The 11,956-nt window shown below is 65.4% G+C and carries 7 protein-coding genes; 6 read left to right on the forward strand and 1 reads right to left on the reverse strand.

Annotated elements, in window-relative coordinates; genetic code table 11:
• Positions 1-16 precede the first annotated feature (16 nt).
• The 6 genes from hrpB to fhuB all read left to right on the forward strand — a co-directional run bounded on the left by hrpB (position 17) and on the right by fhuB (position 11,249).
• A complete protein-coding gene (gene hrpB / locus HA46_RS02005) occupies positions 17-2,500 on the forward strand; it encodes an ATP-dependent helicase HrpB (protein WP_084882014.1) in 2,484 nt (827 codons plus the stop codon).
• A gap of 97 nt (positions 2,501-2,597) precedes the next feature.
• On the forward strand, positions 2,598-5,147 hold the full coding sequence (gene mrcB / locus HA46_RS02010; protein WP_033793547.1) for a bifunctional glycosyl transferase/transpeptidase: 2,550 nt from the start codon (positions 2,598-2,600) through the stop codon (positions 5,145-5,147).
• Positions 5,148-5,340: 193 nt separating this feature from the next.
• Entirely contained in the window at positions 5,341-7,551 is a 2,211-nt protein-coding gene (gene fhuA, locus HA46_RS02015) for a ferrichrome porin FhuA (protein WP_084882015.1), read from the forward strand.
• Between the two features lie 35 nt (positions 7,552-7,586).
• Positions 7,587-8,384 carry a Fe3+-hydroxamate ABC transporter ATP-binding protein FhuC gene (gene fhuC / locus HA46_RS02020; RefSeq protein ID WP_376746370.1) on the forward strand — a complete coding sequence of 266 codons (798 nt, stop codon included), beginning with the start codon at positions 7,587-7,589 and terminating at the stop codon, positions 8,382-8,384.
• Positions 8,385-8,394: 10 nt separating this feature from the next.
• Entirely contained in the window at positions 8,395-9,270 is an 876-nt protein-coding gene (gene fhuD, locus HA46_RS02025; protein WP_084882016.1) for a Fe(3+)-hydroxamate ABC transporter substrate-binding protein FhuD, read from the forward strand.
• Entirely contained in the window at positions 9,270-11,249 is a 1,980-nt protein-coding gene (gene fhuB / locus HA46_RS02030) for a Fe(3+)-hydroxamate ABC transporter permease FhuB (RefSeq protein ID WP_084882017.1), read from the forward strand. Before fhuD ends, fhuB begins: the two co-directional genes overlap by 1 nt.
• 88 nt (positions 11,250-11,337) lie before the next feature.
• Here fhuB and HA46_RS02035 read toward each other — a convergent pair.
• On the reverse strand, positions 11,338-11,956 hold a 619-nt coding region (locus HA46_RS02035; RefSeq protein ID WP_143807569.1), incomplete at its 5' end, for an aminotransferase class III-fold pyridoxal phosphate-dependent enzyme.

Raw genomic sequence — 11,956 nt, forward strand, 5'->3', positions numbered from 1 at the left:
GCGGATGAGTGCTACAATGCGCGCCATCTTAACACAGGCTGAACGGGAGTTTGCCGTGAGTGATTTACCGGTCAGCGCCGTGCTGCCCGACCTGCTTCAGGCGCTCGACGCCGCGCCGCAAATTCTGCTGGCGGCCCCGACCGGCGCGGGCAAATCGACCTGGCTGCCGCTGCAGCTGCTGCGGCAGGCCAACCTGCCGGGCCGCATTATTATGCTGGAGCCGCGTCGGCTGGCGGCGCGCAACGTGGCGCAGCGCCTGGCGGAGCAGCTCGGCGAGCAGCCCGGCGCCACCGTCGGCTTTCGCATGCGCGGCGAGAACTGCGTCGGGCCGACCACCCGACTGGAAGTGGTGACGGAAGGCATCCTGACGCGCATGCTGCAGCGCGATCCCGAGCTGAGCGGCGTGTCGCTGGTGATCCTCGACGAATTCCACGAGCGCAGCCTGCAGGCGGATCTGGCGCTGGCGCTGCTGCTCGACGTGCAGCAAGGGCTAAGGGACGATCTGAAAATCCTGCTGATGTCGGCAACGCTGGACAACGCGCGTCTCTCGGCGCTGCTGCCCGACGCGCCGCTGATCGTCTCCGAAGGGCGCAGCTATCCCGTGACGCGCCGTTTCGCCTCGCTCAGCGCCACGCTGCGCTTTGAAGAGGCGGTGGCGCGCGAAACGGCGCAGCTGCTGCGCGAAGAGAGCGGCTCGCTGCTGCTGTTTCTGCCCGGAGTGGCGGAGATTGAGCGGGTGAAGCGCGAGCTGGAGTCGCGCGTGGCGGACGACGTCGATTTGACGCCGCTCTATGGCGCGCTGCCGCTGGCGGCGCAGCGCCGCGCAATCCTGCCCGCGCCACCCGGCCGCCGCAAAGTGGTGCTCGCCACCAATATCGCCGAAACCAGCCTCACCATCGAAGGCATCCGACTGGTGGTGGACAGCGCGCTGGAGCGCGCCGCGCAGTTCGACGCGCGCAGCGGCGTCACGCGGCTGCTGACCCAGCGCGTCAGTCAGGCGTCGATGACGCAGCGCGCCGGCCGCGCCGGGCGTCTGATGCCCGGCATCTGCCTGCATCTGATCCCCGAAGAGCAGGCGTCGCGCGCCGCCGCGCAGAGCGAGGCGGAAATTATGCACAGCGATCTCGCCGCGCTGTGGATCGAGCTGCTGCAGTGGGGCTGCCAGCAGCCGGATCAGCTGACCTGGCTCGACGCGCCGCCGGAAAAACACCTGCGCGCGGCGCGCGAGCTGCTTACCCGGCTTGGCGCGCTGGACGAAAGCGGCAAGCTGAGCGCGACGGGACGCCGCATGGCGCAGCTCGGCGGCGATCCGCGCCTCGCCGCCGTGCTCTGCGCCGCCGGACAAGAGGCTGACGCGGCCGCCAGCGCGGCACTGCTGGTGGCGATTCTGGAGGATCCGCCGCGCAGCGGATCGCCCGATTTGCGCGACGCGCTGCATCGCCCGCAGCCGCAGTGGCAGCGGCGCGCGAAGCAGTGGCAGACGCGGCTCGGCGTCAGCGGCGGGCGCGTCGATGACGATCGCTTTCCCGCGCTGCTGGCGGCGGGCTTCGGCGACCGACTGGCACGGCGCCGCGACAACGGCGGCCGCTATCAGCTCGCCAACGGCCTGGGCGCGATGTTCGATGCGCAAGAGGGGCTAAACCGTTACGAATGGCTGATCGCGCCCGCCTTGCTGCAGGGCAGCGCGGCGCCGGATGCGCGCATGCTGCTGGCGCTGCCGATCGATATCGACGCGCTGCGTCAGGCGCGGCCGGAGCTGGTAGAGGTGCGCGCCGAAGTCGAGTGGGACGAAGAGAAGGGCACGCTGCGCGCGCTGCGCCGCGAGCAGATCGGCGCGCTGGTGCTGAAAGCGCAGCCGATGGCGCGGCCGGAACCCGAGGTGCTGCACGCCGCAATATTGCGCTGGGTGGCGCAAAAAGGCCTGGGCGTGCTGGGCTGGAGCGAGGCGGCGCAACAGCTGCGCGTGCGGCTGCAGTGCGCGGCTCAGTGGCTGCCGGAAGAGCCGTGGCCCGCCGTCGACGACGAATCGCTGCTGGCGTCGCTCGACCGCTGGCTGCTGCCGGAGATGGGCGCGGTGCGCGATCTGAAATCGCTGCAGGCGGTCAGCCTTGTCAGCGCGCTATTACATTTGCTCACATGGTCGCAACGCCAGCGGCTGGATAGTGCGCTGCCAACTCATTACACTGTGCCGACCGGCAGCCGGCTGCCCATTCGCTACCATGCCGATAAGCCGCCCGCGCTGGCGGTGCGCATTCAGGAGATGTACGGCGAGGCGAGCAATCCCGCCGTGGCGGAAGGGCGCGTGCCGCTGGTGCTGGAGCTGCTGTCGCCCGCGCAGCGGCCGTTGCAGATTACCCGTGACCTGGCCGCCTTCTGGCGCGGCGCCTGGCCGGAGGTGCAGAAAGAGATGAAAGGGCGCTATCCCCGCCATCCCTGGCCCGACGATCCGGCCAGCGCGCTGCCCACAAGGCGCACCAAAAAATATTCCCCGCAGGGTTGAGCCGGCTGGATCGATTTCAGAGGGTTCCGCCATGCGGAAAAGGTAAAAGCCGCTAGAGTATCGGCGCAGCCAACGTAATGCCTGGAGAATGAAACCAATGTCTGGGAACGATCGCGAACCCATTGGGCGCAAAGGAAAACAACCCAAGCCGCCGCGTAATGCTACGCGCCGGGGTCGCCGCAGGGATGACGACGATTTTGAAAATGATGATTTTGCCGATGAAGTTGAGGAGAAAGCGCCTGTGCCGCGTAAAAGTAAAGGAAAGCGTCCGCCGCGCGGGAAGCGCCGCTGGTTAGGCTGGTTGATCAAGCTGTTCCTCGTGTTTGTGGTGATTATGGCCGCCTGGGGCGTCTACCTCGACTCGGAGATCCGCGCTCGCATCGACGGCAAAGTGTGGCAGCTGCCCGCGACCGTCTACGGCCGCATGGTCAGCCTGGAACCTGGCATGGCCTACAACAAAAAAGAGATGATCGCGCTGCTGGAAGGCACGCAGTATCGCGAGGTGTCGCGCATCACGCGTCCCGGCGAGTTCTCGGTTAAAGGCAACACTATCGATCTGCTGCGCCGCCCGTTCGACTTCCCGGACAGCAAAGAGGGCCAGGTGCACGCGCAGATGGTGTTCGACGGCGATGAGCTGGGCGAGATTAAAAACCTCGACTCCGGCCGCGACTTCGGCTTCTTCCGTCTCGATCCGCGCCTGATCACCATGCTGCAGTCGCCGAACGGCGAGCAGCGCCTGTTCGTGCCGCGCGCCGGCTTCCCGGATCTGCTGGTCGATACGCTGATCGCTACCGAAGACCGTCATTTCTACGAGCATGACGGCATCAGCCCTTACTCGATCGGTCGCGCCTTCCTCGCCAATATCACGGCCGGGAAAGCGGTGCAGGGCGGCAGCACCCTGACGCAGCAGCTGGTGAAAAACCTGTTCCTGACCAACGAGCGGTCACTGTGGCGTAAAGCGCGCGAAGCCTATATGGCGGTAATTATGGACGCGCGCTACAGCAAAGATCGCATTCTGGAGCTCTACCTGAACGAGGTCTATCTCGGCCAGGCGGGCAACGACCAGATCCGCGGCTTCCCGCTGGCGAGCCTCTACTACTTCGGCCGTCCGGTCGACGAGCTGAGCCTCGATCAGCAAGCGATGCTGGTGGGCATGGTGAAAGGCGCCTCGCTCTATAACCCGTGGCGCAATCCGAAGCTGGCGCTGGAGCGACGCAATCTCGTACTGCGCCTGCTGCAGCAGCAGAAGGTGATCGACCAGGAGCTCTACGACATGCTCTCGGCGCGCCCGCTCGGCGTACAGCCGAAAGGCGGCGTCATCACGCCGCAGCCCGCCTTTATGCAGATGGTGCGTAACGAGCTGCAGGCGAAGCTGGGCGACAAGGTAAAAGATCTCTCCGGCGTGAAGATCTTCACCACGCTCGATCCGGTCTCGCAGGATGCGGCGGAAAAAGCGGTGCTCGACGGCATTCCGGCGCTGAAAAAACAGCGCGGCCTGAAAGATCTGGAAACCGCGATGGTAGTGGTCGACCGCTTCAGCGGCGAAGTGCGCGCCATGGTGGGCGGCGCCGATCCGCAGTTTGCCGGCTATAACCGTGCGCTGCAGGCGCGTCGATCTATCGGCTCGCTGGCGAAACCGGCGACCTATCTGACCGCGCTCAGCCAGCCGAACACCTATCGTCTCAACAGCTGGATCGCCGACGAACCGATCGCGCTGAAGCAGCCGAACGGCACCGTCTGGAAACCGATGAACGACGATCGCCGCTTTAGCGGCAAGGTGATGCTGGTGGACGCGCTGACCAACTCCATGAACGTGCCGACGGTCAACCTCGGCATGACGCTGGGGCTGGACGCGGTCGTGGATACCTGGACCAAACTGGGCGTGCCGAAAGATCAGCTCAACCCGGTGCCGTCGATGCTGCTCGGCGCGCTTAACCTGACGCCGATCGAAGTGGCGCAGGCGTTCCAGTCGATCGCCAGCGGCGGCAACCGCGCCTCGCTGTCGGCCGTGCGCTCGGTGATCGCTGAAGACGGCACCGTGCTCTATCAGAGCTTCCCGCAGGCGCAGCGCGTAGAGCCGGCGCAGGCCGCCTATCTGACGCTCTACACCATGCAGCAGGTCGCCGATCACGGTACGGCGCGTGCGCTGGGGGCGCGTTATCCGAAAGCGCATCTGGCGGGCAAAACCGGTACCACCAATGACCTGATCGACAGCTGGTTCGCCGGGGTCGACGGCAAAGAGGTCGCCATTACCTGGGTGGGCCGCGACAATAACCAGCCGAGCAAGCTGTACGGCGCCAGCGGCGCGATGCAGATCTACCGCCGCTACCTGGACAACCAGGCGCCGATGCCGCTGGTGCTGACGCCGCCGGAAGATGTCTCGATGATGAACGTCGATTCCGCAGGCAATTTCGTCTGCGGCAACGGCAGCAGCACCTGGCGCTCGCTGCCGGTATGGTCGCTCGATCCCGACGCGCTCTGTCAGCAGCAGCAGCAGCTGTTCCAGCAGCAACAGCAGCAGTTGCAGGAGCAGCAGAACCAGCAGCAAAATCAGCAGCAGATGCAGCAACAACCGCAGCAGCAGCCGGAGAAGAAAGACGGCGACGGCGTCGCGGGCTGGATCAAAGATATGTTCGGCGGCAACTAAACCGTCGGTTAAAAAGGGCGCTACGGCGCCCTTTTTTTGTGCCCGATCAATACTGCGCGAATGGCCGCCAGGCGGCGCTGCGCGCGGGATTATCCCTTGCAGAAAGCAAAGCGTTTCGCCTAGAATCCATTCGGCATAATAATCATTCTCGTTTCCATTCGCCTGCCGACTACTTTATTCAAGAGACACTACTATGAATGCGCGAACGACTTTTCCTTGTTATCTGCGCGGCGCTTTTTTCCGCCGCCCGCTGGCTTTGAGCATTGCCGTGATTTTAGGTTCAGCGAGCGCTTCCGCGCTGGCTGAAGAGACGCTGGTGGTCTCGGCTGACGCCGCCTCCGGCGCGGCGCAGGAGAGCGCATGGGGCCCGGCGCCGACCATCGCCGCGAAACAGAGCGCCACCGGCACCAAAACCGACACCCCGATCGAGAAAAACCCGCAGTCGGTGTCGGTGGTCACGCGCGAAGAGATGGAAAAGCGGCAGATAACCACGGTAAAAGAGGCATTCAACTACACGCCGGGCGTACTGACCGGCAACCGCGGCAGTTCGCAGGTGATCGACGCGCTGTCGATTCGCGGCTTCAGCGAGACCAACACCAACCAGTATCTTGACGGCCTGAAGCTGCAGGGCGACAGCTATTCCGAGTTCGCCATCGATCCTTACTTCCTTGAGCGCGCCGAGCTGCTGCGCGGCCCGGTTTCGGTGCTCTACGGCAAGAGCAATCCCGGCGGCGTGGTGGCGCTGGTGAGCAAGCGCCCGACCCAGGAAACGCTGCGCGAAGTGCAGTTTCAGATGGGCAGCGACAACCTCTTCTCGACCGGATTCGATTTCGGCGGCGCGCTGGATGACGACGGCGTCTACAGCTACCGCCTGACCGGCCTGGCGCGCAGCGCCGACGCGCAGCAGACTATGAACAAAGAGAAGCGCTATACCATTGCGCCCTCGTTTAGCTGGCGCCCGGACGCGAACACCCGTTTCGACCTGCTGACCTATTTCCAGAACGAACCGGAGACCGGCTATTACGGCTGGCTGCCGCGTCAGGGCACGGTGGTGCCGATTACGCGCGCGGACGGCAGCGAGTACAGGCTGCCGACCAATTTTGACGAAGGCGAGCAGAGCAACAAAATTTCGCGCGATACCAAAATGGTGGGCTACAACGTCGAGCACAGCTTCAACGACACCTGGACGGTGCGCCAGAACCTGCGCTACGCCGATCTGCGCACCGACTACCGCAGCATTTACGGCAACGGCTTCAACGCCGCCACGCAGTCGATTACGCGCGGTTCCGCGGTGTCGCAGGAGAAGCTGAATCAGTTCGCCGTCGATACCCAGGCGCAGGCGACATTCGCCACCGGCGCGCTGGATCACACCCTGCTGCTGGGCGTGGATTTCCAGCGCACGCGCAACGATATTGATGCGCAGTATGGCAACGCCAGCAGCCTGAACGCCGTTAATCCGCAGTATGGTGATGAGAGCGTCACCCCATACGAAAAACCGTATCAGCATCTCAACAAACAGCGGCAGACCGGCCTGTATGTGCAGGATCAGATGGAGTGGAACCGCTGGGTGATGACGCTGGGCGGCCGCTACGATTACGCCATGACCTCGGTGTACGATCGCTTCGACGGCACGCTAAGCCGCCAGAATGATCAGGCCTTTACCTGGCGCGGCGGCCTGAACTATCTGTTCGACAACGGCATCGCGCCTTACTTCAGCTACAGCGAAGCCTTTATTCCTAACGCGGGTTCGACTTATGAAGGGCAGGCCTTCGATCCGTCGCGCGCAAAACAGTATGAGGCGGGCGTGAAGTATGTGCCGAAAGATCGCCCGATTACGTTAACCGCCGCGCTCTATCAGCTGACCAGGACCAAAAACCTGACGGCGGATCCTGACACGGAAAACCATCCAAACGCCAGCGTGCAGAGCGGCGAAATCCGTTCGCGCGGCGTGGAGCTGGAGGCCAAAGCGGCGGTCAACGCCAATATCGACCTGACGGCCGCCTACACCTACACCGACGCGGAATATACCCACGATACGCTGCTGAAAGGGCGCACGCCGGTGCAGGTGCCGAAGCATATGGCGTCGCTCTGGGCGGACTACACCTTCCATGAGACCGCGCTCTCCGGCGTCACCGTCGGCGCAGGCGTGCGCTATGTCGGCGAAAGCAAAGGGCTTTACAGCACCGGCACGCAAAACAACCAGAACTTCGACGTCGCCGGATACACCACGGTGGATGCGATGCTGAAATATGATCTTGGCCGCTTCGGTCTGCCTGGCTCGTCGGTGGGCGTCAACGTGAAAAACCTGTTCGACCGCGACTACGTCGCCAGCTGTTACCGCGACTACGCCTGCTACTGGGGCGCAGAGCGTCAAATTGTCGGCACCGCCACTTTCCGTTTCTGATGCAACCGGGCGCCGCGGCGCCCGTTTAACCTGGGATGATCATGCAGCCTCCGCACGACGCAGCCACTTTTACGCTGGACAATGTCAGCTTTCACGTGCCCGGCCGCACGCTGCTGCATCCGCTCTCGCTAACCTTTCCGCCGGGCAAAGTGACCGCGCTTATCGGCCATAACGGCTCCGGCAAATCCACCTTGCTGAAAATGCTGGGACGCCACCAGAGCCCCAGCGAGGGGCGCGTGCTGCTCAACGCGACGCCGGTCGAGGCATGGAACGGCAAAGCCTTCGCGCGCGAAGTCGCCTACCTGCCGCAGCAGCTGCCCGCCGCCGAAGGCATGACGGTGCGCGAGCTGGTGGCGATAGGCCGCTACCCGTGGCACGGCGCGCTGGGCCGCTTCAGCCACGAAGATCGCGTTCGGGTCGAAGAGGCGATCGCGCAAGTCGGGCTGAAACCGCTGGCCGCGCGCCTGGTGGACAGCCTCTCCGGCGGCGAGCGTCAGCGCGCCTGGCTGGCGATGCTGGTGGCGCAAAACAGCCGCTGCCTGCTGCTGGACGAACCGACCTCGGCGCTGGATATCGCGCATCAGGTTGAGGTGCTGGCCCTGATCCAGCGGCTCAGCCGCGAGCGCGGGCTGACGGTGATCGCCGTGCTGCACGATATCAATATGGCGGCGCGCTACTGCGACCATCTGGTGGCGCTGCGCAATGGCAAGATGATTGCCGAAGGCGCGCCGGACAGTATTATGCAGGCCGAAGTGCTGGGCGCGATTTACGGCATTCCTATGGGCATCCTGCCGCATCCGCAGGGCGGCGCGCCGGTCAGCTTTGTCTACTGAGGGCCTGAGCATGGAGATCTCTCGTCGTCGCCTGCTGGCGGCGCTGGCGCTGACGCCGTGGCTCAGCGCGCTGCCGCTGCGGGCCGCCCCGCCTGAGCAGCAGCGTATTGTCGCGCTGGAGTGGCTGCCGACCGAACTGCTGCTGGCGCTCGGCGTCGCGCCGCTGGCGGTCGCCGATACGCGCAACTACAACATCTGGGTCGGCGAGCCGCCGCTGCCGCCGCAGACCCTGGACATCGGGCTGCGCACCGAACCTAATCTGGAGCTGATGACCCAGCTGCAGCCCTCGCTGATCCTCTGCTCGAACGGCTACGGCCCGCCGCCGGAAAAACTCAAGCGCATCGCGCCGATCATGGGCTTCGACCTCAACCGCGGCGACGGCAAACCGCTCTCCGCTGCGCGCGATTCGCTGCGCGCGCTGGCGAGGCGTATCGGCCGCGAAGCCGAAGCGGAGGCGCATCTGCAGCTGCTGGATCGCGAGCTGGCCGCCGCCCGCCAGCGTCTGGCGCCCTATGCCGCGCGTCCGGTGCTGCTGATGTCGCTGATGGACAGCCGGCATGCGCTGGCGTTCGGCAAAAACAGCCTGTTTCTGGAAGTGATGGAGCAACTGGGGCTGACCAACGCGTGGCAGGGTGAAACCAATTTCTGGGGCAGCGCGGTGATCGGCATCGAACGGCTGGCGCATCTGCGCGACGTCGAGGCGATTTGCTTCGATCACGCTAACGACGCCGATATGGCGCAGCTCAGCCGCAGCCCGCTGTGGCAGGCGCTGCCGTTTGTTCGTGCCGGACGCTTTCAGCGGGTTCCGGCGGTGTGGTACTACGGCGCGACCCTGTCGGCGCTGCACTTTGTTCGCGTGCTGGAACGCGCGCTGGAGACGCGCTGATGCGCCATCGTTATTTCCCCGCCGCGCTGCTGAGCCTGCTCTTCCTGCTGGCGCTGCTGCTGAGCGTTATAAACCTGCGCGCGGCGCTGCCGTCGGCGCAGTGGACGCAGGCGCTGCTGTCGCCGGATCTTAACAACATCGATCAGATGCTATTTCACTACAGTCTGCTGCCGCGGCTCGGGCTGGCGCTGCTGGTTGGTGCCGGACTCGGCCTGGCAGGCCTGCTGTTCCAGCAGGCGCTGCGCAATCCGCTGGCGGAGCCGACCACGCTGGGCGTCTCTTCCGGCGCACAGCTCGGCATTACCGTCGCCACGCTGTGGCAGCTGCCGGGGGGCGCGGCCACTACGCAGCTGGCGGCGCTGATCGGCGCGCTGGCGGTGGGGGCGGTGGTGTTCGGCGTCGCCTGGGGCAAACGGCTGTCGCCGGTCACGCTGATCCTCTCGGGGCTGGTGCTGAGCCTCTACAGCGGGGCGGTGAACCAGATCTTCGCCATTTTCAATCACGACCAGCTGCAGACGATGTTTCTGTGGAGCACCGGCACGCTCAACCAGATGGGCTGGGAAAACGTCAGCCTGCTGTGGCCGCGTCTGCTGCTCGCCTTCGCGCTGGCGCTGGCGCTGCTGCGTCCGCTCACGCTGATGGGGCTGGATGACGGCGTGGCGAAAAATCTTGGACTGGCGCTGGCGCTGGCCCGCGTCGGCACGCTGGCGCTGGCGATCCTGCTCAGCGCGCAGCTGGTGAGCGTCGCGGGCATTATCGGTTTCATCGGCCTCTTCGCGCCGCTGCTGGCGAAGCTGCTGGGCGCGCGTCGGCTGCTGAGCCGCATGCTGCTGGCGCCGCTGATCGGCGCGCTGCTGCTCTGGCTGGCGGACGCCTGCGTGCTGTGGCTCACCGCCCACTGGCGCGAGGTCTCTACCGGCACCCTGACGGCGCTGACGGGCGTGCCGCTGCTGCTCTGGCTGCTGCCGCGCCTGCGCACCGGCTCGGCGCCGCCCCCGCTCGATATGGGCGATAAGGTGCCGGCGGAACGGCATGGGGTGCGGCGCTGGTCGCTGCTCGGTCTGGCGCTGCTCGGGTTACTGGCGTGGATCGCGCTCGCCTTCGGCCGCGACGCGCACGGCTGGCTGTGGTCGAGCGGCGAACTGTTTCATCAGCTGCTGCCGTGGCGGGCGCCGCGGCTGCTGGCGGCGCTGGCGGTGGGGCTGATGCTCGGCGTGGCGGGCTGTTTGATCCAGCGTCTGACCGGCAATCCGATGGCCAGCCCGGAAGTGTTGGGCATCAGCTCCGGCGCGGCGTTTGGCGTGGTGGTGATGCTGTTTTTCGTGCCGGGCGACGCGCTGGCGTTTCTGCTGCCGGCGGGCGCGCTGGGTGCGGCGGGAACGCTGCTGATTATTATGCTGGTGGCGAGCCGCGGCGGCTTTTCGCCGGAGCGTATGCTGCTGGCGGGCATGGCGCTAAACAGCGCGTTCGTCACGCTGCTGATGCTGCTGCTGGCGAGCGGCGATCCGCGGATGGGCGGCTTGCTGAGCTGGATTTCCGGCTCCACCTACAATATCAGCGCAAAGGCTGCGATGCAGAGCGCCATGCTGGCGCTGGTTTTGACCGCGCTGGCACCGCTCGCCAGCCGATGGCTGACGCTGCTGCCGCTCGGCTCCGCCACGGCACGTTCGGCGGGCATGGCGCTTAACGCCTCGCGTCTGGCGCTGATGCTGCTGGCGGCCGCGCTGACCGCCGCGGCGACGCTGACCATCGGGCCGCTGAGTTTTGTCGGTTTGATGGCGCCGCATATCGCGCGCATGCTCGGCTTCCGTCGCGCGCTGCCGCAGATGGCGATGGCGGGGCTGTTCGGCGCAGGGCTGATGCTGCTGGCCGACTGGTGCGGACGCATGCTGGCGTTTCCGGATCAGCTGCCGGCGGGACTGATGGCGACTTTTATCGGCGCGCCTTACTTTATCTGGCTGCTAAGACGCTCGCGGTAAAAGGCTTTTCTGTAGACGGCTACCGCGCCAGCACTTTTCTGCAAGCAAAAAAAAGACCGGCCTCTGCCGGTCTTTTAACGTCTCGTTTTTACAGCTTCGCAAAACAGCGGCGCGCGGCGTCGACGGTGCGGTCAATGTCCTCGGCGCTATGCGCCAGCGACATAAAGCCCGCTTCGAAGGCGGATGGCGCAAGGTAAACGCCTTCTTCCAGCATCAGGTGGAAGAAGTGCTTAAAGCGCTCAACGTCGCACTTCGTCACGTCGGCGTAGCAGGTCACGCTGTCGGCGTCGGTGAAGAAAATGCCGAACATGCCGCCGACGTGATTCACCACCAGCGGGATATTTTCCGCCGCCGCCGCCGCCAGCAGACCCTGCGCCAGCTGCGTGGTGCGCTCGGTCAGCGTCTGATGGGTGCCCGGCTGGGCGATCTGCGTCAGGCAGGCGTAACCAGCCGCCATCGCAATCGGGTTGCCGGACAGGGTGCCCGCCTGATAAACCGGCCCGGTCGGCGCCAGCGCGTCCATCACTTCGCGGCGTCCGCCGAAAGCGCCTACCGGCATGCCGCCGCCGATAATCTTGCCGAGGCAGGTGAGATCCGGGCGCACGTTGTAATGCGCCTGCGCGCCGCCCAGCGCCACGCGGAAGCCGGTCATCACTTCATCGATAATCAGCAGCGCGCCGAATTCGTCGCACAGCGCGCGCAGGCCC

It is taken from the genome of Pantoea septica, from assembly GCF_002095575.1.
GTDB classification, from domain to species: domain Bacteria; phylum Pseudomonadota; class Gammaproteobacteria; order Enterobacterales; family Enterobacteriaceae; genus Pantoea; species Pantoea septica.

Coding starts and splice junctions, on each gene's coding strand:
- fhuC (WP_376746370.1), top strand. CDS start 7,587: ATGATCATGCAGCCTCCGCACGACGCAGCCACTTTTACGCTGGACAAT.
- fhuB (WP_084882017.1), top strand. CDS start 9,270: ATGCGCCATCGTTATTTCCCCGCCGCGCTGCTGAGCCTGCTCTTCCTG.
- mrcB (WP_033793547.1), top strand. CDS start 2,598: ATGTCTGGGAACGATCGCGAACCCATTGGGCGCAAAGGAAAACAACCC.
- fhuD (WP_084882016.1), top strand. CDS start 8,395: ATGGAGATCTCTCGTCGTCGCCTGCTGGCGGCGCTGGCGCTGACGCCG.
- fhuA (WP_084882015.1), top strand. CDS start 5,341: ATGAATGCGCGAACGACTTTTCCTTGTTATCTGCGCGGCGCTTTTTTC.
- hrpB (WP_084882014.1), top strand. CDS start 17: ATGCGCGCCATCTTAACACAGGCTGAACGGGAGTTTGCCGTGAGTGAT.